The organism is Haloferax prahovense DSM 18310, assembly GCF_000336815.1.
GTDB classification, from domain to species: Archaea; Halobacteriota; Halobacteria; order Halobacteriales; family Haloferacaceae; genus Haloferax; species Haloferax prahovense.
Genome location: NZ_AOLG01000009.1, coordinates 500982 through 527836 on the forward strand (window position 1 = coordinate 500982; position 26855 = coordinate 527836).

Below are 26855 nucleotides of genomic sequence, written 5' to 3' on the forward strand. Positions count from 1 at the left end.
ACGCCGAGCAGCCGGGTGTGTGTCCGAATAGCTCTGAATCTAGCTCTGAAAAAACAACCGTATAAAGCTCACCCGCCAATTATTATCGACGATATTCGAGCCCCGAACCACTTCGGGGCCCGTGGAATGACGAGGGGACCCTCTTCGATATTGTAGTACTGACTCAACGCTTCTCTGGAGATTGTCACGAACTAGCAACACTTGCGGCCGCGGCGGCGGTCGCGCCGCCTCGTCACCCCTACCGCGGCGTCTCCGTCCCCCACTTATCGAGGGCGACGGCGAGTTCGGGCGTCTCCTCGGCGGCCGCCGAGATGGACCGCCCCTCGACGTAGGCGTCGATGGCCGACCGGAGCGCGACCGCGCCCGCGCGGGTGCCGTCGGGATGGCCGTGGATGCCGCCGCCGAGTTGGACGCAGACGTTCGTCCCCGTGGCGTCGAGTAGGTCGGGGAGCAGGCCGGGGTGGAGCCCGCCGGAGGCGACCGGCAGCACGTCGTTCATCCCGTAGAGGTCGCCCGCGAGCCACTCGTTGATGCCGACGGTGTCCTCGTTGGCGAGCTTGCCGAGGCCGGCGGTGCCGGTGTGGAGTTGGTCGACGCCGCAGAGGCGACTTATCTGCGCGAGCACCCGCATCGAGACGCCGTGGGACGGGAGCCGGTCGAAGGCGGCGTGCATGGCGCGGTGGGCGTGGATTGCGATGCCGTGTTTCTCGGTGCGCTCGCGGACGGTCTGGAGGCCCGCCCAGCCCGCGGTGATGATATCCACCATAACGTACTCGCCGCCCTGCGCGGCCACCTCGTCGACCCGGTCGAGCATCGTCTGGGTGTCGGCGGTGACGTTGATGAGGTAGGACTTCTTCTCGCCCGTCTCGTCCTCGGCGTCGTCGCGGAGCGACAGCGACTCCGTGAGGCGGTCGGAGAAGGGGTTGAACGCCTGGTCGGTCAGGTTCTCGTCGTCCTTCAGGAGGTCGACGCCGCCGACCCACGCGTCGTAGCCGACCTGCGCGTGCGCCGCCGTCGAGAGGCCGACTTTCGGCTTGGGGACCGTCGCCGTGATGGGGCGGTCGGTGACGCCGAATACCTCCTCGCGGACCGACGACCCGTACAGCGGACCGGGGTACGACGAGACGACCGACTCGGGCCACTCGCAGTCGAGGAGCCGAATCGTATCGACCGCCTTCATACCCATGATGTTGCCGGCGATGCACGACAGCACCTGCGGCATGTTTCCGGGTTCGAACAGTCCGGCGGGGTAGGCGACCCGAATCAGGTCGCCGTCGATGTCGAACGTCGTCGCGCCCATGTCGGTGAAGTCCGCGCCGGTCTGGAGGGCCGCCCACGTGCCGTTGGAGGACTCCGAGGCCACGCGACTCGCCGCCGCCTCCGTCGACATCCCCGTCGCGGGGTCGATGCGGAAGGTGCAGACGAGGTCCTCGTCGGTCGGTTCGTACTCGAGGTCGAGGAAGTCTTCGTACGTGATACCCATAGCTTCGCCTACGCTCCCGCGAAGCTTAAAACGGCATCCCGAAGCGACTTTGCCCCCTCGACGCGAGGAGACGCGGCTCGGCGCAGAGCGGGGGATTCGGCTCCCGCGTCAGGGCGACAGCAACGCCCGGACCTCGCGGAACTCCGGCACGTCGGTGTCGAGGGCGGCACAGAGCGCGTCGGCCGCGCCCAGCAACCACTCGGCGCGCTCGACGCGGGACTCCACGTCGCCCGGCCCGATTCGGTAGCGCTCGACGAGTTCCTCGATGTCCGAGCCCTCGGTCCACTCGTGGAGGATGCGGGCGGTCTTGACCGCGGTCAGCCACTCCTCGAAGGGGTCGGCGTCGTGCATCGCGGTGGTGAACTCCGCGGCGTGGCTCCGGGCGTACTGGTACATCAGCGCCCGCTCGCGGTTGCCGAGGTACGTGTCGTGCATGTCCGGCGTGTCGCAGACGATCTCGAGGGCGGTCCGGGCGGTGACGTGCTCGTCGGCCATCGTCTCGATGGTGCGGATGCCCGAGACGATGCGCGCCCCGGTCGTCGGCGAGACGTACTGTCTGGAGGTCTGTGCGCCCAGCGTCGTCGCCGACAGCGTCCCCCCCGTCGCGTCGAGGAGCTCCATCGCTTCGAGCTCCGAGACCACGTCGGCGACGAGTTCCGCGAGGTCCACGCTCGGATTCTGGTGAGCGTAGTAGGTCGCCGAGAACACGTCGGCGACGCCGTCGAGGCTGTCGGCGAACCCGGAGGCGACGACCGAGAGAACGTGCGTCCGGAGCGCCTCGGGGTCGTCGAACTGCGAGTCCACGGCCTCCGCGTCGGCCGTCACGTAGCGGTCGAACAGCTCGGCTTTCGTGTCCGCGTCGCCGACGAGGACCGCCTCGCCGAACGGGTCGAGGTGCGGGCGGCCGGCGCGGCCGCACATCTGGTGCACGTCGAGGACGGGAATCCACGCCATCGAGTCGCCGGTGTAGCGCTTCTGGTCGCGGATGACGACCCGGCGAGCGGGGACGTTCACCCCGGCGGCGAGCGTCGGCGTCGCGCAGATGACCGCGAGCCGGCGGTCTCGAAAGGCGTTCTCGACGGCGACCCGGTGGGCGCTCCGCAGGCCGGCGTGGTGGAAGCCGACGCCGGTCCGGGCGCACTCCGAGAGCTGGCGGCCGGTCGCGGTGCCGCCGAGTTCGTCGAGTTCGTCGCCGAGGGCGGGCGCGGGCGAGAGGTCCTCGCCGGCGAGGCGGTCGGCGAGCGCCTCGGCCTCGCGGCGCGACCGGACGAACGCGAGACACTGTCCGCCAGTCTCGACGGCGTCTTCGACGAGCGCGACGGTCGCCTCGGTGGCCTCGTCGTCGTTCGGGCCGGTCGGGGGGACGACCACGTCGAGGTCGGTGCCGTCGTCGAACTCGACAGTCTCGTCGGCGTAGACGCCGGTTCGGAGCGAGACGGGCCGCCACGTGCTCTCGACCAACGCCGCGTCGAGCCAGTCGGCGATGACCTCGGGGTTGTCGACGGTCGCCGAGAGGGCGACGAGCTGGAGGTCCGGAACGCGGCGCTGGAGCGTGGCCAGCGTGACTTCGAGCGTCGGCCCGCGGCCCGGCGCGCCGAGCAGGTGGACCTCGTCGACGACGACACAGGCGAGGCGTTCGACCCACGGCGCGCCGTTTCGAATCGCCGAGTCGACCTTCTCGCTCGTGGCGACGACGATGTCGTGGTCGCCGAGTTCCGCCTCGTCCGCGTCGAAGTCGCCGGTGGAGATGCCGACGCTCACGCCGGGGAGTCGGTCGAACGTCTCGTACTTCTCGCGGGCGAGCGCGCGCAACGGGACGATGTAGAGCGCCGGCCCCTCGGCGGTGAGCATGGCGAGTTCCGCGATGAAGGTCTTGCCGCTGGCGGTCGGAATGGCGGCGACGACGCGGCCGCCCTCCGCGACGCCCGCCTCGACCGCGGCGGCCTGCGGCGGATAGAGTTCCTCGATACCGTTCGACTCGTAGTGGGAGACGAGGGCCGCCGACAGCGGGAGGTCACGCACGCGCATCTGTCACCGTTCTGGTGGCGGACTCACATAAGTACCTTCGCCGAGCGGGGGTTCGCCGACCGACGGCCCGCCGAACCGAGCCGAGACGTTCGGCCTCGTGCGACCGTCAGCCACGGCAGGTATTTCCGTCGCCTGCTCGATATATGGAGTGATAAACATGAGCAGGCGCGCCCTCCCGGTCGCCCTTCTCGTCGTCGTCGTGCTCGCCGGACTCCCGGCACCGACGCTCGGCGCGGAGGCGACCGCTTACATCGACGACGTCTCCGTCTCGCCCGCACAGCCGACGCCGGGCGAGCGGTTCATCCTCTCGACTATCGTACAGAACGCACAGAACAGCCCGTCGAACCTCCAAGTGACGGACGTGTACGTCCGCACCGCGAGCGGCTCGAACGACCTCGCGCGGGCCGAAGACCTCGGGACGATTCCGCCCGGGAGCGACCTGCAAATCCCGCTTTCCGTCCGACTCGCCGACGCGGGGACCTACGACCTCCGCGTGACCGTCGTCGGCCGGAGCGACGGCCAAGTCCAGCGACTCCAGTACCCCGTCGTCGTCCGCGTCCGCGAGGGCGGTCCGCAGGTGACCGTCGAGGTCGGTGACGCGGTCATCGGCACGGAGACGCCCGTGCAAGTCACCGTCTCGAACGGCGAAGACGAGGTGGCGCGCAACCTTCGGCTGTCGGTGGCCGCCGAGGACGCGACCGTGCGGAACGACACCCGCGTCGTCCCGCGCCTCGACTCCGGACAGGCCCAGACGTTCCAGTTCGACGTGACGCCCGGCGCGACCGACTCCGAGGTGACGGCGACGCTGCGCTACACCACGGCCGACGGCAACGCCCGGACGACGACGACCACCGCGCCGCTCGCCGCCGACGAACTCCGAGAGAACGTCCGCCTCGACGCGACCCTCGGCGACGGCGCTCGCCCCGCGGTCGTCGTCGACGTGACGAACCTCGGCAACGCGCCCCTCGAAGACCTCGTCCTCTCGCTTCGCGATGGCGACGCGACCGTCGTCGGGAACCCCGTCGGAACCGTCGCGGCCGAGTCCACCCGGACCGTCCGACTGAACGTCTCGTCGGTCGACCGTGCGACGCTCGACGTGGTCGCCGACTACGAGACCGGCGGGCGCGACGGCTCCGCGGCGACGACCATCGACTACGTCGCCGCCCCCGGTCGGATTTCGCTCACCGGCGTCGACGTGGAGCGCGAAGACGGGAAGATACATATCTCGGGCAGCGCGAGCAACGTCGGCCTCAGCGACGCCCAGAGCGTCGTCGTCCGGGTCGTCCCGACCGACGGCGTCACCCCCGAGCGCCCCTACAAGGAGTACTTCGTCGGCTCGGTGCCCGCGAGCGACTTCGCCTCGTTCGACCTCTACGCCACCGTCGACGACGGCGTGGCCTCCGTCCCGGTCGAGGTGACCTACCTCGCCGACGGCCGTGAGCGGACCGTCGAAACGACGGTGGACGTGAGCGACCTCTCGCAACCCGTCGACTCGAACGACGGCGGCGGCGGTCTCGGCACCACGCTCCTCCTCGTCGGCGGCCTCGTCGCCCTCCTCGTCGTGGTCGGCGTCGGAATCTACGCCTACAGACGACGCTGATTCGAGATGAACCACATCATCGAACTCCAACGCGTCTGGAAGCGCTACGACACCGGTGGCGAGGTCGTCGAGGCGCTCAAGGACGTGGACTTCCACGCCGACCCCGGCGAGTTCGTCACCGTCATGGGACCCTCCGGGAGCGGGAAGTCCACGATGCTGAACGTCCTCGGCCTCCTCGACACACCGACTGAAGGGACCGTCTACCTCGACGGACAGGACGTGACCGACCTCTCCGACCGGGAGATGACGGTCCACAGAAAGCGCTTTATCGGCTTCATCTTCCAGAGCTTCCACCTGATTCCGACGCTGTCGGCGCTGGAAAACGTGGAGATGCCGACGCTGTTCGGCGACGACCCGACCGCCCGCGACCGGGCGACGCGCCTGCTCGAACGCGTCGGCCTCGGCGAGCGACTCGACCACCGGCCCGACCAGCTCTCGGGTGGGCAGAAACAGCGCGTCGCCATCGCGCGGGCGCTCATCAACGAGCCGCGCATCCTCCTCGCCGACGAGCCGACGGGGAACCTCGACCGGGCGACCGGGCGGAGCGTCCTCGACCTGTTCGACGAGATTCGCCGCGAGGACGACGTGGCGGTCATCGCCGTCACCCACGACCCCCAAATCGGCGACTACGCGGACCGAACGGTCGAACTCATCGACGGGAGGATACAGTGAGCGTCCTCGACGACCTCTTCCGGCGCGTCCCCGCGCTGTTGATGGCGCGTCGGAACCTCTCGCGCAACCGCATCCGCTCGGGGCTCGCCGTCCTCGGCATCATCATCGGCGTCCTCGCCATCGCGTCGCTCGGCATGTTCGGCACGACGCTCCGTACCGGTGCGACCCAGCAGCTCGGCGACATCGGCAACGAGATCAGCGTCTCGCCCAACTTCCAGGAGGGAATCGAGGAGCTCACCGAGCGCGACGTCGACGAGATTCGTCGCGCGGTCACCGACGGCGCGGTCGTCCCCGTCCGCTCCGAGTCGAAACTCGTCTCGCGAGGTGATCGACAGACCGTCACAACGGTCTACGGGATGGAAGACCCCGGCGCGCTCTACGAGGCCGAAGAGGGCCGCATCCCCGACCGGCTCAGACAGGGCGCGCTCGTCGGCTCCGGCACCGCCGGCCTGCTCGACGTCGAGCCCGGAAACACCATCTCCGTCGACGGTCGGACCTACCGCGTCTCGGCCGTGCTCGCCGAACAGCAGGGTATCTCGCTGGTCAGCCCGAACAACGCCGTCATCGTCCCCGTCGAGGACGTAAACGGCACGGGCTACTCGCAGGTCGTCGTCAGCGCCGACTCCGGACAGGCCGCGAACGAGTCGGCGGTCGCCATCCGCGAGGCCCTCAACGAGCGCGAAGAGCGCGTCTCGGTGTTCGAACTCCAGTCCATTACGGCGGGCATCAACGAGTTCTTCGGCATCCTCAACGCCTTCCTCATCGGCATCGGCTCCATCTCGCTGGTCGTCGCCGGCGTGAGCATCCTGAACGTCATGCTCATGAGCACCATCGAGCGACGCCAGGAAATCGGCGTCCTCCGCGCCGTCGGCGTCCAGCGCGGCGACGTGATTCGCATGATTCTCGCCGAGGCCGGCCTGCTCGGCGTCGCCGGCGGCGTCATCGGCGCGATACTCGCTGTCGGCGCGGGCGTCGCGCTCAACGCGTTCGTCCTGAACGACCCGCTTGCGACCTTCCAGGCGGCGAACCTCCTCTACATCGTCCTCGCGGTCGGGTTCGGCGTCGGCACCAGCGTCCTCTCGGGGCTGTACCCGGCGTGGAAGGCGGCCAACGAGCGACCGGTGGAGGCGCTTCGGAAGTAGTTGGGACTCTGGGTGGAGAATTCTGATGAAAATTGGGGTCGCCGTCAGCCACGTAGTGGCTGATTACTGCGAAATTTTTTGAAGTTGGTTACGCGTTGGGTCCAGACCATCTCTGGAGAGTCGCGGAACTCGAACCAGACTCGTCGGTCCAGACGACGCGGACCGTCGCACCTGCGAGGTTAATGTCATCTCCTGGTGCGTCTGTCGCGGCTAGACCGAATGAACTGTCGTTGATCTCAATTGTTTTACCGGCATTCATCGGGTCTGGGATGTCTGGCTTATTGGTGTCGAGTGACTCACTATTTCCTGAACCGTCTACTGCACCAGTAATCGCCACTGAGAGCCGAGCGGCCGCAATTTGTGAACCACTCTCGTGAGTGATCTTGAGTACGTCCCCCTCCACACCGTCACCGCCGGCTGCATTCGCGGAGTTGTTGTTGTAGTCGAAACTGAAACTCGCCTGCGGAGCGGTCGCCGTCTGCCCACCCAGTCCGAGGACGAACGTCCCGATAACGGCCGCGAGAATCACCGTAATCGCGACCATCAGAATCACGCCGATGACCGGCGAGACTGCACCATCGTCTGCTAGTAGTTGTCTTATTTTCATGAGTTGTATGCTCCATACATACGCGGACCGTCCGCGGAGAACCCACCCGAAGAGCGGTATGTACGAGTAGTACCTAGGTGGTAGTGGACATAAATCTAACCGAAGATACGACAACAAAAATCACGTTCATCCCTAGCACACTGTCAGATTAGTTGCCAGTACGCGCTCTCGGGGCTCGATACGACGGTGGAAAAATCGGGTCGCCGCGGGCGGCTCAGATGTAGTCGTGCTCGGCGAGGCGCTCGACGGCCTCGCGGAGTCGCTCTTCGCTCGCGGCGTAGGAGATACGGGCGTAGCCCGGGGCGTTGAAGGCGCTGCCGGGGACGGTCGCGACCTTCGCGTCCTGAATCGCGCCCTCGCACCACGCCTGGTCGTCGTCGTCGACGGGGAGCATCATGTAGAACGCGCCCTTCGGGACGGCGACATCAACGTCGTGTTCGGCGAGGAGGTCCACGAGCATGTCGCGGCGGGCCTCGAACGCCTGGCGCATCTCCTCGACGTCGTCGTCGGTGCGCTCCGAGAGCGCCTCGACGCCGGCGTGCTGGACGAAGTTCACGGCGCAGGAGACCGAGTGCGAGTGGAGCTTACCGGCCTGCGAGATGAGGTCCGACGGGGCGTGGAGGTAGCCGAGCCGCCAGCCGGTCATCGAGAACGCCTTCGAGAAGCCGTTGATGGTGATGGTGCGGTCTTCCATCCCGTCGAGGGAGCCCAGCGAGGTGTGCTCGAAGCCGTCGTAGACGATGCGCTCGTAAATCTCGTCGGAGATGACGGCGAAGTCGTGTTCGACCGCGAGGTCGCGGACGCCTTCGAGCGCCGCGTCGGAGAAGACGCCGCCCGTCGGGTTCGACGGGGAGTTGACGACGAGGAGCTTCGTCTCGTCGGAGACCGTCTCGGCGAGTTCGTCCAGTGCGGGTTCGAGCCTGAAGTCGTGCTGTGCGAGGTCGACGCGGCTGAGGGTGCCGCCGGCGAGCTTCACCATCGCCTCGTAGGAGACCCACGCGGGGTCGAGGAGAACGACCTCGTCGCCGTCGTCGACGAGCGTCTGGAACGTCTCGAAGAGCGCCTGCTTCCCGCCGGGCGTGACGATGACCTCGTCGGCCTCGGCGTCGACGCCGTTCCCGCGGAGTTTCGCCGCGATTGCTTCCTTGAGTTCCGGGATTCCGTTCGACGAGGTGTAGCTCGTGTGTCCCGCGTCGAGCGCGTCCTTCGCCGCCTGCGTGATGTTGTCCGGAGTCGGGAAGTCCGGCGCGCCGACCGAGAGGTCGACCACGTCTTCGCCCTGCGCTTCCAGTTCGCTCGCGAGGTTCGAGATGGCGAGCGTCGCGCTCGGTTCGACGCGGCCGACTCGGTCGCTGAAATCGAAGTTCATGCCAACGCCTCCACCATATCAGTCGCAGCGTAAACCGCTTCCGCACCTTTGCTGACGCGCTCGCGTGCCTCAGCGCCGCTCATGCCGGGGCCGGAGACGCCGAACGAGACGGGTTTGTCGCGGTCCAGCGAGACCTCCGTCAGCGACTTCGCGGTCGCATCGGCGATGACGCGGTCGTGGTCGGTGTCGCCGGTGACGATTGCGCCGACGACGGCGACGGCGTCGATATCGTCGCGGCGGGCGAGTCGGTCGGCCGCGAGGGGCGAGTCGTACGCGCCGGGGACCTGAATCGTCTCGACCACCTCCGCGTCGCGCTCGGCGGCCGCGTCGCGGGCCGCCTCCTCCATCTGCTCCGTGACCGACGAGTTGAATCGGGCCACGACGAGTCCGAGTGAGACCATGGCCGACCCTTCCCGCCTCGGATAAAAGAACTACCGACACCGACCGAATTTGGTCTCCGGCGACGGGCAAGCACAAAAGTTGTATTGTCGGCGTTGCGATGGGTGGGCATGAGTACTGACAGTGGGACCGAGACGGTCACTCGGTCCCGTGCCCTCCTGGCGCTTTCGGGCGCGGTGGTCGTCGCCCTCCTCGTCCGCCTCGTCGACCTCGGCGGCCGAATCTTCCACTGGGACGAAGGCCGCGTCGGCTACTGGATTCTGCGCTATCACGAGACCGGTGAGTTCTCCTACCGGCCCATCATCCACGGCCCGTTTCTCCCCGTCGTCAACGACTATCTCTTCGCCGTCCTTCCGGCGACCGACTTCACGGCTCGACTCCCCGTGGCGCTCGTCGGCGGCCTGCTCCCGCTTTCGGTCTGGCTGTTCCGAGAGCATCTCCGCCGCGACGAGATGGTCGCGCTCGCGCTCTTCTTCGCGGCGAACCCCATTTTGGTCTACTACTCGCGGTTCATGCGCAACGACGTGCTGGTGGCCGCCTTCTCGTTCGTCGCGCTCGGCTTCGTCGTCCGCGCGTACGACACCGGCCGCCTCGCCTACCTCATCCCCGCGGGCGTCTCCTTCGCGACCGGGTCGGCGGCGAAGGAGAACTACGTCGTCTACCTCGCGTGTTTCCTCGGGGCGGCGTTCCTCGTCTTCGACCACCGACTGCTCGCTCGGACCTCGGCCGGCGAGTCCGCCCGCGACATCCTCTTTTCGGAACTGCCCGCGAGCATCCGCGACCGACTTCGCGCACGCGGGGCCGGCAGTCTCGGCTACGGCGGGGTTCGGTACGCCGTCGGCGTCCTCGGGGGCCTGCTCGCGTTCCTCGCCGTCTTCGTCTTCTTCTACGCGCCGCGGCCCGACCTCTGGAACGCGCTCGGCGGCTCAACTGCGGTTCTGCCCGTCCTCAGAGCCGGGACCGTCGGCGCGGTTTCCGAGATGTTCGGCAGTTGGCTCGGCGGGAGCCACCAGTCCCACGAGTACCTCCCGTACCTGAAGGACTTCCTCGAGACGTTCGTCTACGGCGCGCCGGTGCTCATCGTCTTCGCGCTCGTCGGCATCGTCGTGGACCGGTACGGCGTCGTCGCGGGCCGGGTTCGCTGGCTCGTCGCCTTCGCGACCTACTGGGGCGTCGTGAGCATCTTCGGCTACCCGCTGGCGACCGACATCCAAGCGCCGTGGGTCGTCGTCCACGCGATTGTCCCGCTCGCGGTCCCGGCGGCGGTCGGCGCGGCGTTCGTCTTCCGCTCCGGCGTGCAGGCGCTTGACGCCAAGGACACGGTCGGCGTCGGCCTCGCGGTACTCGTGCTCGTCGCCTCGGTCGGCGGCGTCGCGGCCGCCAACGTCGACTACTGGAACGCCTCGACCGACGAGGACAAGGAGGTGCTCCAGTGGGCCCAACCCGAAAACGACCTCAAGGCCACGCTCGACGACGTGGAGCGCGTCTCGGCCGCCAACCCCGGAACCGACGTGCTCCTGTACGGGACCCACCCGCCGGACAGCGACGAGACGCACTTCTACGTCTCCAACGAGTCGAACCCGCTCGGCGGGCCATCGTGGCACAGCCGACTCCCGCTCCCGTGGTACTTCGAGGGCTCGGGCGTCGAGCGCACCAGTAGCGCGCCGGACGCGAACGTCTCCGAGGTGACCGCCGACGCGCCGCCCGTCGTCATCGCCTACGAATGGGACCGAACCGAACTCGAATCCGAACTCGACGGCTACGTCGCGCGCCAGCACGCCTTCAAGCTCTGGAGCGAAGACGTGGTCGTCTTCATCGACGAGGACGCCCTCGCCGCCGCGAACGAGACGCGGGGCTGACGCCGGCCGCCGGCGTCTGACGACCCGATTTTCCTCGCGCCCGACGCGTGCGGGCGCCCGGCTCGTTCTGCGTCTTCTGCACCGATTATATCCACGGATGTGCTCATTTGAACGTATAATGTGGCAACGTTTATGCATCGACGTACTGAACCCGCGACTGTGACCGTCACCGTACCCGGACCCACGCTCGGCGTCGTCGGTGGGGGCCAGCTCGGGCGTATGCTCGGCGAGGCCGCCGCACCGCTCGGCGTCGACATCGTCGTGCTCGACCCGACACCCGACTGCCCGGCATCGGCCGTCGCCGACCAGATCGTCGGCGACTTCGACGACCCCGAGGCGATGGCGGAACTCGCCGCGCGGGCCGACGCGCTGACGTTCGAAATCGAACTCGCCGACCCGGACCTGCTCGACGAACTGGCCGCCGAGGAGGGAATCGAGGTCCACCCCTCGCCCGACGCGCTTCGGACCATCGAGGACAAACTGGTCCAGAAGGACACCTTCGGCGAGGCGGGCATCCCGATTCCGCCGTTCCACCGCGTCGACGACGCGGCCGACCTCCGCGACGCGCTCGACGAGTTCGGCTCGGTCATGCTGAAAGCCCGGACCGGCGGCTACGACGGCCGCGGAAACGTCCCCGTCACCGACCCGGAGGACGCCGAGGCCGCCATCGAGGCGGTCGGCGGCCCGGCGATGGCCGAGGCGTTCGTCGACTTCGAGCGCGAACTGTCGGTCATCGGCGTCCGCGGCGAGGACGAGATTCGGACCTTCCCCGTCGGCGAGAACGTCCACGAAGAGGAGATTCTCCGCGAGACCGTCGTCCCGGCGCGGACGACCGACGAGGTCCGTGAGGAGGCCGACCGCGTCGCCCGCGAGGTGCTTTCGCACCTGCCCGGCCGCGGCGTCTTCGGCATCGAACTGTTCGAGACGGCGGCGGGCGACGTGCTCGTCAACGAGGTCGCCCCGCGCCCGCACAACTCCGGCCACTGGTCCATCGAGGGCGCGCTCACCTCGCAGTTCGAACAGCACGTCCGCGCCGTGCTCGGGTGGCCGCTCGGCGCGACGACTCGCCGGTCGCCCACCGTGATGGCGAACGTCCTCGGCACCGTCGACGAGAGCCGACCGGCGCGGCTCGGCGGCCTCGACGACGCCCTCGGTGAATCGGGCGTTTCGCTGCACTGGTACGGCAAAGACGAGGTGCGCCCGCTCCGCAAGATGGGCCACCTCACCGCCGTCGGCGACGAGGACGTCGACCTCGAAGCGCTTCTCGCACGCACGCGAGACCTCCGGGACGGACTACACTTCGACTGATACACAATGACGACAGAACGGGACCTCATCGACGAACTGCACGCACAGGCCGACGCCGACCGCGACCCCGAGACGACGCCCGACGTGGGCATTATCATGGGGTCGGACTCCGACCTCGACGTGATGTCCGGCGCGCACGAGGCGCTGGACACGCTCGGGTTCGGCGAGCAGACCGACTTCGACGCGCCGCCCGAAGAGCGGTTCACCTACGAGACGTACGTCGTCTCCGCGCACCGGACGCCCGACCTGATGTACGCCTACGGCGACACCGCGCGCGACCGCGGCGTCGAGGTCATCATCGCCGGCGCGGGCGGCAAGTCCGCGGACCTGCCGAACATGACCGCCTCCATCGCGTACCCGATTCCGGTCGTCGGCGTCCCCGTCCAGGAGAAGTCGGTCGACTCGGTCATCGGGATGCCGACGGGCGCACCCATCGTCGCGGTCGACGCCGGCAAGTCGTTCAACGCCGCGCTGTCGGCCGTACAGGCACTCTCGCGCGGCTACCCCGAGCTCGAAGACCGGCTCATCGAGTACCACGAAGACCTCGTTTCCGACGTGGCCGAGACCTCGGCCGCGCTCCACGACCTCGGCGTCGCGGGCTTCCGCGAATCGCGGTAGCGAAGCGTCCGTCGTCGCCGGTCAGTCTTCCGCAAGCGGGGGTCGCTCCCGGCGTCGAAACCCTGCCCGTGCGGGGTTCCGGGCGTCTCTCGCGTATTTTCCAAATAGAAGCTCTCTCGCGCCCGAAACACACAAATCAATGTTTATAGGGGAGCGCTTCTAACCGCCGCACGTCAGGGAGACACGGCATGAGTGATTGGATTGCAATCGGTGCGATGGGGCTGGTTGGTGTCGGCATACCGCTCGCGATGATGGCGGTGTCGGCGCTGCTGCGCCCAAGCGTACCGGAACAAGGAAAGAGTGCCACGTACGAGAGTGGTGAGGTGCCGACAGGCACGGCGCGCGTCCAGTTTAACATTCAGTACTACATGGTCGCGCTGCTGTTCCTCGTGTTCGACATCGAGACCGTCCTGATTTTCCCGTGGACGGTCATTTACCGCTCGGCCCTCGAACAGGGCGCGTCGCTGGCGACGATTCTGACGCCGATGCTCGTTTTCATCGGTATCCTCGTCGTCGGCCTCGTCTGGGCGTGGCGCAACGGCGCAGTCAAGTGGGTCAAAAGCCCGCAGGCAAACCGTCGTAAGACAGAGAGGCAAGATGCATGAGTAGCGAACAGAAGCCATTCGTCACGGACGACACACAGGTACAGACCGAGACTCGCGACGCCCGGATGGCGGGGGCGGACGACCGGTTCAACTCGAAGCTTCGGGAGGCGTTCGGCTCGTCACCGTTCATCCTCACGAAGTTCGACAAGTTCATGAACTGGGTCCGCGGGTCCTCGATGTTCATGCTGCAGTTCGGTATCGCGTGCTGCAGCATCGAGATGATGCACACCTACGGAATCAAGCACGACCTCGACCGATTCGCGGCGGGTGTGCCGCGCGCGTCGCCGCGACAGGCTGACGTGATTATCGTGCCGGGGACTATCGTCTCGAAGTTCGCCCCGCGCATGAAGCGCGTCTACGACCAGATGCCCGAACCGAAGTTCGTCGTCGGCATGGGGTCGTGTACGATTTCCGGCGGCCCGTTCCAGGAGGGCTACAACGTCATCAAGGGCGCAGAAGAGGTCATCCCGGTTGACATCCACATCCCCGGCTGCCCGCCGCGCCCGGAGGCGCTCATCTACGGTATCGCGAAGCTCCAAGAGCGCATCGCGAACGGCGAGTCCAGCCCGGTGACGGTCAAGCCGTACGAACTGGAGCAGTTCGGCGACCTCGAGCGCGACGAAATCGTCGACAAGCTCGCGGCGGAAATCGACGAGGAAGACCTCGTCATGCGGTACAACTGGGCTGATTCGCCATGAGCCTCGAAGAACAACAGCCCGACGACCCCGCGGAACTCGAATCGGGCGTCAGCCGCGGCGACGAACTCGCCGACCTGCTCGGCGACCTCGTCGTCGGTCGCGAAGAACACCTGAACGCGCCAGGCCTCGTCATCCGTCCCGACGAGGTCCAAGACGCGCTGTTCAAGCTCCGCGACGAGGCCGGATTCGACCACCTCTCGTGTGTGACCGCACAGGAGTACGAGGACCGCTACGAGTCCATCTACCATCTGACGAAGTTCGACGACCGGACCGACGAGGTCTCGGTCGTCGTGCCCACCTCGAAGGACAACCCGGTCAGTAAGTCCGCCGAGCAGGTGTTCCGGACGGCGGACTGGCNCAGGAGTACGAGGACCGCTACGAGTCCATCTACCATCTGACGAAGTTCGACGACCGGACCGACGAGGTCTCGGTCGTCGTGCCCACCTCGAAGGACAACCCGGTCAGTCAGTCCGCCGAGCCGGTGTTCCGGACGGCCGACTGGCACGAGCGCGAGGCGTACGACCTCGTCGGCATCCAGTACGAGGACCACCCGGACCTGCGTCGCATCCTGCTTCCGGACACGTGGCAGGGTCACCCGCTCGGACTGGACTACGACCAGGACCGCCCGCAGATCGCGACGCTCCGCGAGCACGCCAACCCGCTCGAAGGAGACCACCGCTCCGCGGGCGACAGCAACACGATGTACATCAACATCGGGCCGCACCACCCGGCGACCCACGGCGTGCTGCACGTCGAGACGGTCGTCGACGGCGAGCAGGTGGTCGACCTCGATTCCGACATCGGCTACCTCCACCGCTGCGAGGAGCAGATGTGTCAGCAGGGGACCTACCGGCACCAGATTATGCCGTACCCCGACCGCTGGGACTACATCTCGGCGGGGCTGCTGAACGAGTGGGCCTACGCCCGCACCGCGGAGGACCTCGCGGACATCGAGGTCCCCGAGTACGCCCAGATCATCCGCACGATGGGCGCGGAACTGTGCCGCATCGCGTCGCACATGATCGCGCTCGGCACGTTCGCGCTGGACGTGTACGGCGACTTCACGGCCATCTTCATGTACGCCATGCGGGACCGCGAAATCGTCCAGAACATTCTGGAGGACCTCACCGGTCAGCGCATGATGTTCAACTACTTCCGGCTCGGCGGGGTCGTCTGGGACCTCCCGGAACCCCGAGAGGAGTTCTTCGAGAAGATTCGCGACTTCATCGACGAGCTCCCGCAAGCGCTCGAGGAGTACCACGACATGATCACCTCGAACGAGATTCTCCAGGCGCGGACGGTCGGCACGGGCGTCCTGCCGCCTGAGGTCGCCAAGAGCTACGGTGCGACCGGCCCGGTCGCCCGCGGCTCGGGCATCGACTACGACCTCCGCCGCGACGACTCCTACGGCTACTACGACGAACTCGACTGGGACGTCGTCGTCGAGGACGGCTGCGACAACTTCTCGCGCCTGCTCGTGCGCATGCGCGAGGTCGAGGAGTCGGCCAAGATCATCCAGCAGTGCGTTGACCTGCTCGAAGACTGGCCCGAAGACGAGCGGAACATCCAGGCGAACGTTCCGCGCACCCTGAAGCCCGAAGAGGACACGGAGATCTACCGCGCCGTCGAAGGCGCGAAGGGCGAACTCGGCATCTACATCCGCGCCGACGGCACCGACAAGCCGGCCCGATTCAAGATTCGCAGTCCGTGCTTCTCGAACCTCCAGACGCTCCCCGAGATGTCCGAGGGTGAGTACATCCCGGACATGATTGCCTCGCTCGGCAGTCTCGACATCGTTCTCGGAGAGGTGGACCGGTAATGAGTCTGCAAGCGGTCCTTCCGGACACGATCAGCGGCCTCCTCGGTCTCGAAGGCATCCTCGGCGACGTCGTCGGGGGTCTCGTTGGCGCGTTCCTCATCGCCAACATCATGCTCATCATGACGGCGTTCGCCGGACCGTGGGCCAAACGGAAGATTACGGCCGCTTTCGGTGACCGCATCGCGGTCAACCGAATCGGCCCGTTCGGTCTCCTGACCATCGTCACGGACGCGGTCCGACTGCTGTCGAAGGAACTCATCGTTCCCGAGGGCGTCGACCGTCCCGCGTGGGACCTCGCGCCGATGGTCATTCCCTTCTCCGCGCTGCTCGGATTCGCCGTCATCCCGATGGGTAACGGCATCCAGCTCGCGGACCCCGAGACCGGTCTCGCGTTCGCCTTCGCCGCGGCGTCTATCGCCTCGCTGGGCATCGTCATGACCGGCTACGCATCGAACAACAAGTTCTCGCTCATCGGCGCGCTCCGCGCGGTCGCGTCGAACATCGCCTACGAGATTCCGCTCGTCGTCACGGCGGCCTCCGTCGTCATCTTCGCCGGGTCGCTCCGCATGAGCGAAATCGTCGCCGTGCAGGCCGAGCCGCTGCTTTCGGTCGCGGGCGTGACGATTCCGACGTGGTTCGCGTTCGTGAACCCCTTCGCGTTCGCGCTGTTCATCATCGCGAACCTCGCGGAGGTCGGCCGTAACCCGTTCGACATCCCCGAAGCGCCGACCGAGATTGTCGCCGGGTTCCAGACCGAGTACTCCTCGGTCTACTTCGTGCTCATCTACCTCGGTGAGTTCATCCACATCTTCCTCGGCGGCGCTATCGCGGCGACGCTGTTCCTCGGCGGTCCGGCGGGCCCGGTCCTGCCCGGATTCGTCTGGTTCACCATCAAAATCTGGGCGTTCTTCCTGTTCACCCAGTGGGCGCGCTCCGCGATTCCGCGCCTTCGCGTCGATCAGTTCCTCGAAATCGGTTGGAAGGGGATGCTCGTGCTCTCCTTCGCCAACCTGGTTCTCACGGCCATCATCGTGGGGGTGATTGTATGATCGGAATCCTGAAAGGCATGGCAGTGACGCTGAGGCACGCGCTCGACGGCGAGACGTTCACGGTCGAGTACCCCGAGACCGCGCCAGAAGTGAGCCCGCGTTTCCGCGGCGTCCACAAGTTCAGCCAAGAGCGGTGTATCTGGTGCCGTCAGTGTGAGAACGTCTGTCCGAACGACACGATTCAGATCGTTCAGGACGACAAGCGCAACGGCGAGCAGTACAACCTCCACATCGGCCAGTGTATCTACTGCCGGCTGTGCGAGGAGGTCTGTCCCGTCGATGCCATCCTGCTCACGCAGAACTTCGAGTTCACGGCGGACACGAAAAACGACTTCGTCTACAACAAAGAACAGCTCAAGAACGTCCCGTGGTACAAGGATATCGACCCGCTCAACTCTCGCAACCCCGACCGCAACGCGTGGATCGGCGAGGGCGAAGGAGAGGTCGATTACCAGTAACATGACCGCGAGTGAATCGTTCGAGTCCCGTCAGCCCGCGTCCGCTACCGGACGCTGAGGACGTTCTCGAAATGTTCAAAGGGATATCTCAAGGAGACATACACAATGGTTTATGAAACCATCGCGTTCGCGCTGTTCGCCCTCGTCACCGTGGGCTGCAGCCTGGGCGTCGTCCTCGTGCGGGACATCTGGCATTCCGCACTCCTGCTCGGGGGCGCGCTCTTGAGCGTCGCGGTGCATTACGTGATGTTGCAGGCGGAGTTCCTCGCCGCCATGCAAGTCCTCGTCTACGTCGGCGGGGTACTGATTCTCATCACGTTCGCCGTGATGCTGACGCGTATCGATCCGGAGGTGAGTAGTACATGACCACGAAACCGCAGCTGAAACTCGGTTCGCACCTCGTGCCCGGACTGGCTGCCGTCGCGCTGTTCGTCGTGATGGCGGTCGTGTTCCTCGGCGCGTCGTTCCCGAACCCACAGGGGTTCGCAGAGGGAGCAAACATCACCGCGAGCATCGGCTATTCGATGTTCAACCTCGACTTCGGGGACGTCGCCGGGGAAGGGTTCCTCGCCGCGTTCATCGTCATCGCGGTAACGCTCGACGTCGCTCTTGACGGTGCCATCCACCTCGCACGGCGCGAGGAGGGTGGTCAGATGCGGACTATTCTGACCGACGGCGGCCGTGAAATCAAGCGAACGTTGTTCGACGACGAGGAGGGTGACCGCTGATGGTGCCCCCGCAATACTATCTGCTCTTGTCGGCAGCCGTGTTCTGCATCGGCATTTTCGGCCTCTTGACTCGACGGAACGCGCTGTTGTTCCTGATGTCGGTCGAACTGATGCTGAACGCCGCAAACATCAATCTCGTCGCGTTCTCGCTCTACTGGGGGAACGTTACGGGGCAAACGTTCACCCTGTTCACGCTGGCGCTCGCGGCCGCGGAGGTCGCAGTCGGTATCGGTATCATCCTCGTACTGTACCGTAACTTCGACGACGTGGACGTGACCAACGCGACCACGATGAGGTGGTAATATATGGCAGGTATCTTAGACTTCGCTCCGGCCATCGTCCTCCTCCCGTTCCTCTCGTTCCTGATTGCACTCGGGGCGGGACGGTACATGCCGAAGGGAGGCGCGCTGGCGGGCATCGGCGCGACGGCAGGCTCGTTCGTCCTGTCCATCGCGACGTTCTTCGCCGTCAGCGGCGGACAGACCTACAACCAAACGATTTACACGTGGGCGGAGGGCCTCGACGCGATCAACCTGACGTTCGGTCTGCTCATCGACCCGCTTTCGTCGATGATGCTCGTCATCGTGACGCTCGTCGCGCTCCTCGTCCACATCTTCAGCCTCGGATACATGAACGACGAGGGCGAGACGGGCCTCCCGCGCTACTACGCCGGACTCGGCCTGTTCACGGCCTCCATGCTCGGGTTCGTCGTCGCCGACAACCTGCTCATGGCGTTCATGTTCTTCGAGCTGGTGGGCCTGTGTTCCTACCTGCTCATCGGTTTCCACTTCCGGCAGGACGGCCCGCCGAGTGCCGCGAAGAAGGCGTTCCTCGTCACCCGCTTCGGTGACTACTTCTTCCTCATCGGCGTCGTCGCCGTCTTCGCGACGTTCGGCTCCGCCGCTTTCGCCGGTCCGGACGCCTTCCCGGTCCTCGCCGAGGAGGCGCTCAACGGCGAACACTCGGTCAACACGTTCCTCGGTATGGGCGAACAGGCGTGGTTCACCGTCGTCGGCCTCCTCGTTCTCGGAGGCGTCGTCGGTAAGTCCGCGCAGTTCCCCCTGCACACGTGGCTTCCGGACGCGATGGAAGGTCCGACGCCCGTCTCCGCGCTCATCCACGCAGCGACGATGGTCGCGGCCGGCGTCTACCTCGTCGCCCGGATGTACGGGTTCTACGTGCTGACGCCGACGACGCTCGCTATCATCGCCCTCATCGGCGGATTCACCGCTCTCTTCGCGGCGACCATGGGCGTCGTCAAGAAAGAGATCAAGCAGGTGCTCGCGTACTCGACTATCAGCCAGTACGGCTACATGATGCTCGGCCTCGGTGCCGGTGGCTACGTCGCGGCGACGTTCCACCTCATGACGCACGCCTTCTTCAAGGCGCTGCTCTTCCTCGGTGCCGGTTCGGTCATCATCGCGATGCACCACAACGAGAACATGTGGGACATGGGCGGTCTGAAAGACAAGATGCCCGTGACCTACTACGCGTTCCTCTCCGGGTCGCTCGCCCTCGCGGGCATCGTCCCGTTCGCGGGCTTCTGGTCGAAAGACGAGGTCCTCTACGAGACGCTCATCCACGGCCTCGGCGGCAGTCCGATTCTGCTCGCCGCGTACGCGATGGGCCTGCTCGCCGTGTTCTTCACGGGGTTCTACACCTTCCGGATGGTGTTCCTCACCTTCCACGGCGAGCCACGGTCCGGAACGGCGCGTGACCCCCACGGCGTTCGCTGGAACGTCAAGGGTCCGCTCGCCGTCCTCGGCGTGCTCGCCGCGACGACCGGGCTCGTCAACATGGTCCCGGTCGAGAAGCTCTTCGGTATCAAGGGCATCGACTTCCTACACCAGTTCCTCGACGGGAGCTTCAGCTCGCTGAACGCGCACCACTACGCCGAACTCATCCCGTACAGTTCGGGCTACATCGGCGGCGAGGCCGGAACGGTTGCTATCGGGGCGGCCGTCTCGCTCGGCTTCGCGCTCGGCGGTGCCGCGCTCGCGCACGTGCTGTACAACGTCCCCGAGCCCGTCGAACACACGGACAAGCTCGGGAGCATCAAGACCGTACTGTACAACAACTACTACCAAGACGAGTACCAGGTCTGGATCGCGACCGGCGTCGTCCAACCCATCTCGCGCGTCCTCGATAAGTTCGACCAGGGTATCGTCGACGGCGTCGTCAACGGTATCTCCAGCGTGAGCCTGTTCGCTGGCGGTCGCGTCAAGCGCATTCAGACCGGTGTGGTGAGCAACTACGCCGCGCTCCTCACGCTCGGTCTGACCGCGCTGCTTCTCGGTCTCGGTCTGCTCGGAGGTTGGTTCGCATGATAATCGAAGCGCTCATCGCAGTCACGTTCCTCGCCGCGCTGGTCACCTTCGTCCTGCCGAACCGGTACGCCGGCAAGGCGGCCTTCGCGCTGAGTCTGGCTCCCGTCGTCGGGAGCCTCTACATGTGGCAACAGTACGACGCGAGCGGGAACGCCTTACTCGGCGGGAACATCGCGTTCGAGACAGACGTCGCCTGGCTGCAACTCGGCCAGTACGACATTCACTGGATGGTCGGCGTCGACGGCATCAGCATGCCGCTTGTCGTCCTTACGACCATCCTCACCACGCTCGCTATCGTCAGCGCGTGGACGCCCATCTCGGAGCGTCAGTCCCAGTTCTTCGGCCTGATGCTTCTCATGGAGGCGAACCTGCTCGGCGTCTTCACGGCGCTCGACTTCTTCGTCTGGTTCATCTTCTGGGAGGCTGTGCTCCTGCCGATGTACTTCCTCATCGGCGTCTGGGGCGGCCCACGCCGCAAGTACGCGGCTATCAAGTTCTTCGTCTACACGAACATCGCGTCGCTCGTGATGTTCATCGGGTTCATCTCGCTCGTGTTCGGTCTCGGCGACTCGATCTCGTCGTTCCGCCTGCCCGAAATCGCGCAGGCGTTGCAGGCCGGACAGCTCGGGAGCTTCGCGGGACTGTCGGCCGGCGCGCTCGCGTCGGTCGCGTTCGTCGCGATGTTCTTCGGGTTCGCGGTGAAGGTCCCGGTCGCCCCGCTCCACACGTGGCTGCCGGACGCACACGTTGAGGCCCCCACGCCGGTGTCGGTCATGCTGGCCGGGGTCCTCCTGAAGATGGGTACGTACGCCCTGCTCCGGTTCAACTTCACGATGCTGCCGGAGACGGCGCGCGCCTTCGCGCTTCCCATCGCCCTGCTCGCCGTCGCAAGCGTCATCTACGGCGCACTGCTCGCGCTGGCCCAGCAGGACCTCAAGCGCATCGTCGCGTACTCCTCCGTCTCGTCGATGGGGTACGTCATCCTCGGTCTCATCGCCTACACCACCTACGGCGTCGGCGGTGCGACCTTCCAGATGGTCGCCCACGGTCTCATCTCCGGACTCATGTTCATGGCCGTCGGCGTCATCTACAACACGACCCACACGCGCATGGTGTCGGACATGTCCGGCATCGCCGACCGGATGCCCGTCACGGCGGGCATCTTCGTCGCCGGTGCGTTCGGGTACATGGGTCTGCCGCTCATGGCCGGCTTCGCGGCCGAGTTCTTCATCTTCAAGGGCGCGTTCGAGTCCACGGTGATGGAGGCCATGCCGCTGTTCACCGGCGCCGCGATGTTCGGTATCGTCATCGTCGCCGGTTACCTGCTGTTCGCGATGCAGCGGACGCTGTTCGGACCCTTCCGGTTCGACGGCGACTACGACATCACGGAAGCGCCGTTCCACGACGTCGCACCCCTCGCGGTGCTGCTCCTGCTCACCATCGTGCTCGGTGTCTCTCCGGACATCTTCTTCACGATGATTCAGGACGCGGTTAACCCGATTCTCGAACTGGGAGGTGCGTTCTAGATGACGCCCCTCCAGACGCTCCCAGAGTGGGCGGCGACGGCTCCCGCCATCGTGCTCGCGCTGACGGGGCTCGCGCTGCTGCTCATCGACACCATCGACCCGGACTCCACGAACAACGGCCTTCTGGCCGGCACGGCGACGCTCGGCGCGCTCGCCGCCGGCGGTATCGCCGGCTGGTTCCTCATCAACGGAACCGGCATGGAGTCCACGGGCGGCGCTATCTCGCTGTACGGCGACGCGCTCGTCGTCGACGGGATGAGCCTGTTCTTCACGCTCATCTTCACCAGCGTCGCCGCGATGGTGACCGTCGCCTCCTACGACTACCTCGCGGATGAGGCCCACCAGGGTGAGTTCTACTCGCTCGTGATATTCGCCACGACCGGCATGACGCTCATGGGGATGTCGAACTCGCTGGCGACCGTCTTCATCAGCCTCGAACTGGCGTCCCTGCCCTCGTACGCGCTCGTCGCGTTCCTCAAGAAGGACCGCGGCAGCATCGAGGCCGGTCTGAAGTACTTCCTCATCGGCGCGCTGTCGTCGGCGGTGTTCGCGTTCGGTATCAGCCTCGTGTTCGCCGTCACCGGCTCGCTGGTGCTCCCGGAAGTCGCCGCGTCGCTCGCCGAAGGCACCGAACTCGTCGGTGTCCTCGGTCTCGGCGTGCTGATGATCGCCGGCGGCTTCGCATTCAAGACTGCCTCCGTCCCGTTCCACTTCTGGGCGCCGGAGGCCTACGAGGGCGCGCCCGCTCCCGTGAGCGCGTTCCTCTCGTCGGCGTCGAAGGCGGCCGGCTTCGCCGTCGCCTTCCGCGTGTTCACCGTCGCGTTCCCCCTCGAAACCGTCACCGCGGTCGGCGGCGGGAGCGTCGACTGGTCGCTGCTGTTCGCGGTGCTCGCCGTCGTCACCATGACGCTCGGTAACTTCGCGGCGGCGACCCAGAACAACGTCAAGCGGATGCTCGCGTACTCCTCTATCGGTCACGCAGGGTACGCACTCATCGGCCTCGCGGCAATCACCACTGACGGCGGTGCCGCGAACGGTGACGTGCTCGGCGCGAGCATGGCCCACCTGTTCGTCTACGGCTTCATGAACACGGGCGCGTTCCTGTTCATCGCCATGGTCGAAAAGTGGGGTCTCGGCCGCACCTTCGAGGACTACAATGGTATCGCGTCGAAGGCACCCATCGCCGCCTCGGCGATGACCGTCTTCATGTTCTCGCTCGCGGGGCTTCCGCCGTTCGGCGGCTTCTTCTCGAAGTACGCCCTGTTCGAGTCGGCTATCGGGTCGGGCTTCTGGTGGCTCGCCGCGGTCGGCGCGGTCAACAGCGCGCTGTCGCTGTTCTACTACAGCCGCGTCGTGAAGGCGATGTGGATCGAGGAGCCGTCGAAGCCCCTCGAAATCGGCAGCCAGCCGGTCGGTCTCTACGTGGCGATCATCTTCGCCGCGGTCGGGACGGTCCTGCTCCTGCCCGGCTTCCAACCCGTCATCGAGACGGCTCAGACCGTCGCCGCCGCGCTCTTCTGAGCGTTTCGGCGATTCGGTTCGATTCGGTTTCTTTTATTCTCGCAGTAACTCGCCGAGCGCCGACGCCAGCTCCTCGGAACGCCTGAGCGTCAGGCCGTCGGTGGTGACGAACACGCCCTTGTCGTCGGCCGTCACCCGGGTGAGGTACCCGTGGTCGAACGCACGGACGGTGTATCGGTAGTTCCCGAGTTCGGAGCCGCGGTAGGCGGTCCGCGCCTGAAACCCGTCGGTCTCGTGTTCGACGAACCCGGTGAGGTCGGCGTCCGCTTCGAGGTCGCTTCGGAGGTATATCTGGTCGCAGCGGTCGTGCGTGAAGTACGTCACGCTCCTGAGGTCGTCGCCGACGACGGTTCGACAGGTTCGGACGAACGACTCGGCTCGCGACTCGGGGAGCAGTTGCGTCTCGAGTTCCATCGTATATGTGTCATGCGTTGGCATGACATAATATCATCGCCGGATGGGAGGACGGTAGGGTTTTGCGGCCGGAGTCCGACCCTCCGTGTATGGTACGTCGCCTGGTTCTCGGCTGCGGGTCGCTCGGCGGGAACCTCGTCGGGCTACTCGCCGACCGCGGGGGGACGGTAACGGTCGTCACGGACCGGAAGGGCCGCGCCGATGACCTCCGCTCGGATGGCATCGCCGCGAGGGAGGGCGACCCCGCAGACCCGTCGAACTACCCCGACGCGGTCGACCTCGTCATCGTCGGAGGGCAGTCCTCGGCGTCGAACCTCGACGCGGCGCGCGCGGCCCGCGACCGATTCCCCGACGCGCCGCTCGTCGTCTACCTCGGCGACGACGCGGACCCGTCGGTCCGCGCCGACATCGACGCGATCGCCGACGAGGTCATCGACCCGCGTCGAATCGTCTCCGGTCGAATCCTCGACGCCGTCGGCACGTCGCACACGGAGCGGTTGAACCGCCTGATGCGGGTCCTCCGAAACCTCGACGGCAGGCTCGCGGTCGTGATGCACGACAACCCGGACCCCGACGCCATCGCCGCGGCGCTGGCGTTGCAGGCAATCGCCCAGCGGGCGAGCGTCGACGCAGACGTGTGTTACTTCGGCGACATCTCTCACCAGGAGAACCGCGCGCTCGTGAACCTCCTCGATTTGGACCTTCGGGTTCTCGACGAGGTTCCGGCGGACGACGAGTACGCCGGCTTCGCGCTCGTCGACCACTCCCGGCCGGGCGTCAACGACCGCCTGCCGCCGGAGACGACCATCGACATCGTCATCGACCACCACCCGCCGCGCGCGCCGGTCGAAGCGGCGTACGTGGACCTCAGACGCGGCGTCGGTGCGACGAGCACGCTGCTCGCGGAGTACCTCGAACGGCTCGGCATCGTCCCCGACACGACGGTGGCGACGGCCCTCCTGTTCGGGATTCAGGTCGACACCAACGACTTCACGCGGGAGGTCTCGACCGCCGACTTCGAGGCCGCCGCCTTCCTCATCCCTCACGTCGACGTGGACCTGCTCGAACGGGTCGAGACGCCGAGTCTGACCTCCGAGACGATGGAGACGCTCGCCCGCGCCATCTCGAACCGCGACGTTCGGGGGAACGTCCTCACGACGAACGTCGGCGACATCCGCGAGCGGGACGCGCTCGCGCAGGCCGCCGACCACCTCCTCGGGATGGAGGGCGTCGAGGTGACGGTCGTCTACGGCCTGATGGACGGCACCGTCTACGTCTCCGGTCGCGCCCGCGGGGCGAAAATCGACCTCGGTGAGACGTTCCGCGACGCCCTCGGCTCTATCGGGAGCGCCGGCGGCCACGCGGACATGGCGGGCGCACAGATTCCACTGGGCATCCTCGACGACGTGGGCGACGACTCGCGGGAGTCGCTCGCCACCATCGTCACGGACATCGTCGCCGGGCGGATGTTCGAGACGCTGGAGCACGCGACGCCGACGCCGAGTCTGGATACCGACGTGGCCTTCGAGTACCCGCTCGATGAGTGAACGCCCACACGTTTTTGCCGACGGTGGCCCTATGAGGTGGGAGATGAGTACCAAAGCGACCGTCAAGGAGTACATGACGCGCGAGGTCCAGACCGTCTCTCCGACCGACACGGTCGCGGACGTCGCCCAACGCATCGCGGAGAGCGACGGGCACAACGGGTTTCCCGTCTGCGACGGACGCAAGGCCGAGGGCTTCGTCACGGCGCGCGATATCCTCCTCGCCGACGACGCCGCCCCCATCGAGACGGTGATGGCGACGGACCTCGTCGTCGCTCACCCCGAGATGGACGTGAACGACGCCGCCCGCGTCATCCTCCGGTCGGGCATCCAGAAGCTCCCGGTCGTCGACGACGCGGGCAACCTCGTCGGCATCATCTCGAACACCGACGTCATCCGGAGCCAAATCGAGCGCGCGACGCCGGAGAAAGTGGGCAAACTCATGCGGACGCTCGAACAGATTCACGGCATCACGGTCCATCAAGAGCGCCGCACGGTCTCGCTTTCGAACCTCATTCCCACGCAGGCCCGCGTCTACGCCGACGAACTCGACGGTCGCCGGTACGAACTCGAACGCGGCCTCGCGGAGCCGCTCGTCGTCATCGACAACAACGGGACGCTGCTCCTCGCCGACGGCCACCACCGCGTCCTCGCGGCCGACCGAATCGGCATCGAGGAGATGGACGCCTACGTCATCGTCGTCGACGACCCCGTCGAACTCGGCATGCAGCGGACCGCGGAAAAAGAGGGCCTCAAATCTATCTCGGACATCGATATCGTCGACTACGCGCGACACCCGCTGGTCGAGACGACGCGCCGACTCCAGTAGCTCAGTTCTCCACGTCGTACTCGTCCTTCCACGCCTCGGCGGTCTCGCGGGCCTCGGATTCCGACTCGAACCGCTCACCCTCGTAGCCGCGGCCCTCGGCAGACTGATAGAGTCGGTCGACCCTGACGTGCCACGCGTTCGGCCCGCGACGGAGCCGAATAGTCGCGTGACCGTCGCTTCGCTCCCACTCCACGATGCGGTCGTCCCGACGGACTTCCGTCCAGCTCATACCGGGGGATGGCGGCGGAGCCC

Annotated in this window: 25 protein-coding genes and 2 pseudogenes; 20 read left to right on the forward strand and 7 right to left on the reverse strand. The window is 66.4% G+C overall.

Annotated elements, in window-relative coordinates; all coding sequences use genetic code 11:
* Positions 1-238: 238 nt before the first annotated feature.
* On the reverse strand, positions 239-1483 hold the full coding sequence (gene rbcL / locus C457_RS04955; protein WP_008092479.1) for a type III ribulose-bisphosphate carboxylase: 1245 nt from the start codon (positions 1481-1483) through the stop codon (positions 239-241).
* A gap of 108 nt (positions 1484-1591) precedes the next feature.
* Entirely contained in the window at positions 1592-3511 is a 1920-nt protein-coding gene (locus C457_RS04960) for a DEAD/DEAH box helicase (protein WP_008092480.1), read from the reverse strand.
* A gap of 157 nt (positions 3512-3668) precedes the next feature.
* On the opposite strand from C457_RS04960, the gene C457_RS04965 reads away from it, so the two are divergent.
* Genes C457_RS04965 through C457_RS04975 form a run of 3 tightly spaced genes read left to right on the forward strand, consistent with a single transcriptional unit; the run spans position 3669 to position 6925 of the window.
* Positions 3669-5111: a hypothetical protein gene (locus C457_RS04965; RefSeq protein WP_008092482.1), complete on the forward strand. Its 1443-nt coding sequence runs from the start codon at positions 3669-3671 to the stop codon at positions 5109-5111.
* A 6-nt stretch (positions 5112-5117) separates the two neighbouring features.
* Positions 5118-5783, forward strand: a complete 666-nt coding sequence (locus C457_RS04970) for an ABC transporter ATP-binding protein (protein ID WP_008092484.1) — start codon at positions 5118-5120, stop codon at positions 5781-5783.
* Positions 5780-6925, forward strand: coding sequence for an ABC transporter permease (locus tag C457_RS04975; RefSeq protein WP_008092486.1), 1146 nt, complete (start codon positions 5780-5782; stop codon positions 6923-6925). The genes C457_RS04970 and C457_RS04975 overlap by 4 nt, the downstream gene beginning before the upstream one ends.
* Before the next feature lie 88 nt (positions 6926-7013).
* Here C457_RS04975 and C457_RS04980 read toward each other — a convergent pair whose 3' ends face one another.
* The 3 genes from C457_RS04980 to ribH form a co-directional block, all read right to left on the reverse strand.
* Positions 7014-7532: a type IV pilin gene (locus C457_RS04980; protein WP_049913386.1), complete on the reverse strand. Its 519-nt coding sequence runs from the start codon at positions 7530-7532 to the stop codon at positions 7014-7016.
* 214 nt (positions 7533-7746) lie between these two features.
* Positions 7747-8901, reverse strand: a complete 1155-nt coding sequence (locus C457_RS04985; RefSeq protein ID WP_008092489.1) for a pyridoxal phosphate-dependent aminotransferase — start codon at positions 8899-8901, stop codon at positions 7747-7749.
* On the reverse strand, positions 8898-9302 hold the full coding sequence (ribH, locus tag C457_RS04990) for a 6,7-dimethyl-8-ribityllumazine synthase (RefSeq protein WP_008092491.1): 405 nt from the start codon (positions 9300-9302) through the stop codon (positions 8898-8900). Before ribH ends, C457_RS04985 begins: the two co-directional genes overlap by 4 nt.
* A 108-nt stretch (positions 9303-9410) precedes the next feature.
* Here ribH and C457_RS04995 point away from each other — a divergent pair, with 108 nt between their 5' ends.
* The 15 genes and pseudogenes from C457_RS04995 (at position 9411) to C457_RS05065 (ending at position 23816) form a co-directional block, all read left to right on the forward strand.
* Positions 9411-11159 (forward strand): flippase activity-associated protein Agl23, encoded by a 1749-nt coding sequence (locus C457_RS04995; protein WP_008092493.1) that lies wholly within the window; start codon positions 9411-9413, stop codon positions 11157-11159.
* Between the two features lie 159 nt (positions 11160-11318).
* Positions 11319-12467, forward strand: a complete 1149-nt coding sequence (locus tag C457_RS05000) for a 5-(carboxyamino)imidazole ribonucleotide synthase (RefSeq protein ID WP_008092495.1) — start codon at positions 11319-11321, stop codon at positions 12465-12467.
* A 6-nt stretch (positions 12468-12473) separates the two neighbouring features.
* A complete protein-coding gene (gene purE / locus C457_RS05005) occupies positions 12474-13085 on the forward strand; it encodes a 5-(carboxyamino)imidazole ribonucleotide mutase (RefSeq protein WP_008092497.1) in 612 nt (203 codons plus the stop codon).
* Positions 13086-13273: 188 nt separating this feature from the next.
* Complete coding sequence (locus C457_RS05010; RefSeq protein ID WP_004977646.1) at positions 13274-13690, forward strand: NADH-quinone oxidoreductase subunit A; 417 nt, start codon at positions 13274-13276, stop codon at positions 13688-13690.
* Positions 13687-14388 (forward strand): NADH-quinone oxidoreductase subunit B, encoded by a 702-nt coding sequence (locus C457_RS05015; RefSeq protein ID WP_004977645.1) that lies wholly within the window; start codon positions 13687-13689, stop codon positions 14386-14388. The genes C457_RS05010 and C457_RS05015 overlap by 4 nt, the downstream gene beginning before the upstream one ends.
* A pseudogene (locus C457_RS21140) lies at positions 14385-14600 on the forward strand (NADH-quinone oxidoreductase subunit C); the annotation flags it as partial. The gene C457_RS05015 and the pseudogene C457_RS21140, both read left to right, overlap by 4 nt.
* Before the next feature lie 146 nt (positions 14601-14746).
* Positions 14747-16207, forward strand: a pseudogene (locus C457_RS05025) (NADH-quinone oxidoreductase subunit D); the annotation flags it as partial.
* On the forward strand, positions 16207-17256 hold the full coding sequence (locus C457_RS05030) for a complex I subunit 1/NuoH family protein (RefSeq protein WP_004977643.1): 1050 nt from the start codon (positions 16207-16209) through the stop codon (positions 17254-17256). The pseudogene C457_RS05025 and the gene C457_RS05030, both read left to right, overlap by 1 nt.
* Complete coding sequence (locus C457_RS05035; RefSeq protein ID WP_004977642.1) at positions 17253-17714, forward strand: NuoI/complex I 23 kDa subunit family protein; 462 nt, start codon at positions 17253-17255, stop codon at positions 17712-17714. Before C457_RS05030 ends, C457_RS05035 begins: the two co-directional genes overlap by 4 nt.
* A 105-nt stretch (positions 17715-17819) precedes the next feature.
* Positions 17820-18080: an NADH-quinone oxidoreductase subunit J gene (locus C457_RS05040; RefSeq protein ID WP_004977641.1), complete on the forward strand. Its 261-nt coding sequence runs from the start codon at positions 17820-17822 to the stop codon at positions 18078-18080.
* Positions 18077-18442 (forward strand): NADH-quinone oxidoreductase subunit J family protein, encoded by a 366-nt coding sequence (locus C457_RS05045; protein ID WP_008092505.1) that lies wholly within the window; start codon positions 18077-18079, stop codon positions 18440-18442. The genes C457_RS05040 and C457_RS05045 overlap by 4 nt, the downstream gene beginning before the upstream one ends.
* On the forward strand, positions 18442-18744 hold the full coding sequence (nuoK, locus tag C457_RS05050; protein WP_008092506.1) for an NADH-quinone oxidoreductase subunit NuoK: 303 nt from the start codon (positions 18442-18444) through the stop codon (positions 18742-18744). Before C457_RS05045 ends, nuoK begins: the two co-directional genes overlap by 1 nt.
* 3 nt (positions 18745-18747) lie before the next feature.
* Positions 18748-20769, forward strand: a complete 2022-nt coding sequence (gene nuoL, locus C457_RS05055; protein WP_008092507.1) for an NADH-quinone oxidoreductase subunit L — start codon at positions 18748-18750, stop codon at positions 20767-20769.
* Positions 20766-22295: a complex I subunit 4 family protein gene (locus tag C457_RS05060; protein WP_008092510.1), complete on the forward strand. Its 1530-nt coding sequence runs from the start codon at positions 20766-20768 to the stop codon at positions 22293-22295. Before nuoL ends, C457_RS05060 begins: the two co-directional genes overlap by 4 nt.
* Complete coding sequence (locus C457_RS05065; RefSeq protein ID WP_008092511.1) at positions 22296-23816, forward strand: NADH-quinone oxidoreductase subunit N; 1521 nt, start codon at positions 22296-22298, stop codon at positions 23814-23816.
* A 33-nt stretch (positions 23817-23849) separates the two neighbouring features.
* Here the strand turns inward: C457_RS05065 and C457_RS05070 are convergent, their stop codons facing one another.
* Positions 23850-24230 carry a DUF7522 family protein gene (locus tag C457_RS05070; RefSeq protein WP_008092512.1) on the reverse strand — a complete coding sequence of 127 codons (381 nt, stop codon included), beginning with the start codon at positions 24228-24230 and terminating at the stop codon, positions 23850-23852.
* Between the two features lie 89 nt (positions 24231-24319).
* On the opposite strand from C457_RS05070, the gene C457_RS05075 reads away from it, so the two are divergent.
* Positions 24320-25777, forward strand: a complete 1458-nt coding sequence (locus C457_RS05075; protein WP_008092513.1) for a DHHA1 domain-containing protein — start codon at positions 24320-24322, stop codon at positions 25775-25777.
* Between the two features lie 43 nt (positions 25778-25820).
* Positions 25821-26603, forward strand: coding sequence for a CBS domain-containing protein (locus tag C457_RS05080; protein WP_004977633.1), 783 nt, complete (start codon positions 25821-25823; stop codon positions 26601-26603).
* Between the two features lies 1 nt (position 26604).
* Here the strand turns inward: C457_RS05080 and C457_RS05085 are convergent, their stop codons facing one another.
* On the reverse strand, positions 26605-26832 hold the full coding sequence (locus C457_RS05085; protein ID WP_008092514.1) for a DUF7543 family protein: 228 nt from the start codon (positions 26830-26832) through the stop codon (positions 26605-26607).
* Positions 26833-26855 lie beyond the last annotated feature (23 nt).

Bases quoted from the DNA above. Each gene is read 5' to 3' on its own strand.
- rbcL (WP_008092479.1), bottom strand. From the start codon at position 1,483: ATGGGTATCACGTACGAAGACTTCCTCGACCTCGAGTACGAACCGACC.
- C457_RS04960 (WP_008092480.1), bottom strand. From the start codon at position 3,511: ATGCGCGTGCGTGACCTCCCGCTGTCGGCGGCCCTCGTCTCCCACTAC.
- C457_RS04965 (WP_008092482.1), top strand. From the start codon at position 3,669: ATGAGCAGGCGCGCCCTCCCGGTCGCCCTTCTCGTCGTCGTCGTGCTC.
- C457_RS04970 (WP_008092484.1), top strand. From the start codon at position 5,118: ATGAACCACATCATCGAACTCCAACGCGTCTGGAAGCGCTACGACACC.
- C457_RS04980 (WP_049913386.1), bottom strand. From the start codon at position 7,532: ATGAAAATAAGACAACTACTAGCAGACGATGGTGCAGTCTCGCCGGTC.
- C457_RS04985 (WP_008092489.1), bottom strand. From the start codon at position 8,901: ATGAACTTCGATTTCAGCGACCGAGTCGGCCGCGTCGAACCGAGCGCG.
- ribH (WP_008092491.1), bottom strand. From the start codon at position 9,302: ATGGTCTCACTCGGACTCGTCGTGGCCCGATTCAACTCGTCGGTCACG.
- C457_RS04995 (WP_008092493.1), top strand. From the start codon at position 9,411: ATGAGTACTGACAGTGGGACCGAGACGGTCACTCGGTCCCGTGCCCTC.
- purE (WP_008092497.1), top strand. From the start codon at position 12,474: ATGACGACAGAACGGGACCTCATCGACGAACTGCACGCACAGGCCGAC.
- C457_RS05010 (WP_004977646.1), top strand. From the start codon at position 13,274: ATGAGTGATTGGATTGCAATCGGTGCGATGGGGCTGGTTGGTGTCGGC.
- C457_RS05015 (WP_004977645.1), top strand. From the start codon at position 13,687: ATGAGTAGCGAACAGAAGCCATTCGTCACGGACGACACACAGGTACAG.
- C457_RS05030 (WP_004977643.1), top strand. From the start codon at position 16,207: ATGAGTCTGCAAGCGGTCCTTCCGGACACGATCAGCGGCCTCCTCGGT.
- C457_RS05035 (WP_004977642.1), top strand. From the start codon at position 17,253: ATGATCGGAATCCTGAAAGGCATGGCAGTGACGCTGAGGCACGCGCTC.
- C457_RS05040 (WP_004977641.1), top strand. From the start codon at position 17,820: ATGGTTTATGAAACCATCGCGTTCGCGCTGTTCGCCCTCGTCACCGTG.
- C457_RS05045 (WP_008092505.1), top strand. From the start codon at position 18,077: ATGACCACGAAACCGCAGCTGAAACTCGGTTCGCACCTCGTGCCCGGA.
- nuoK (WP_008092506.1), top strand. From the start codon at position 18,442: ATGGTGCCCCCGCAATACTATCTGCTCTTGTCGGCAGCCGTGTTCTGC.
- nuoL (WP_008092507.1), top strand. From the start codon at position 18,748: ATGGCAGGTATCTTAGACTTCGCTCCGGCCATCGTCCTCCTCCCGTTC.
- C457_RS05060 (WP_008092510.1), top strand. From the start codon at position 20,766: ATGATAATCGAAGCGCTCATCGCAGTCACGTTCCTCGCCGCGCTGGTC.
- C457_RS05065 (WP_008092511.1), top strand. From the start codon at position 22,296: ATGACGCCCCTCCAGACGCTCCCAGAGTGGGCGGCGACGGCTCCCGCC.
- C457_RS05070 (WP_008092512.1), bottom strand. From the start codon at position 24,230: ATGGAACTCGAGACGCAACTGCTCCCCGAGTCGCGAGCCGAGTCGTTC.
- C457_RS05075 (WP_008092513.1), top strand. From the start codon at position 24,320: ATGGTACGTCGCCTGGTTCTCGGCTGCGGGTCGCTCGGCGGGAACCTC.
- C457_RS05080 (WP_004977633.1), top strand. From the start codon at position 25,821: ATGAGTACCAAAGCGACCGTCAAGGAGTACATGACGCGCGAGGTCCAG.
- C457_RS05085 (WP_008092514.1), bottom strand. From the start codon at position 26,832: ATGAGCTGGACGGAAGTCCGTCGGGACGACCGCATCGTGGAGTGGGAG.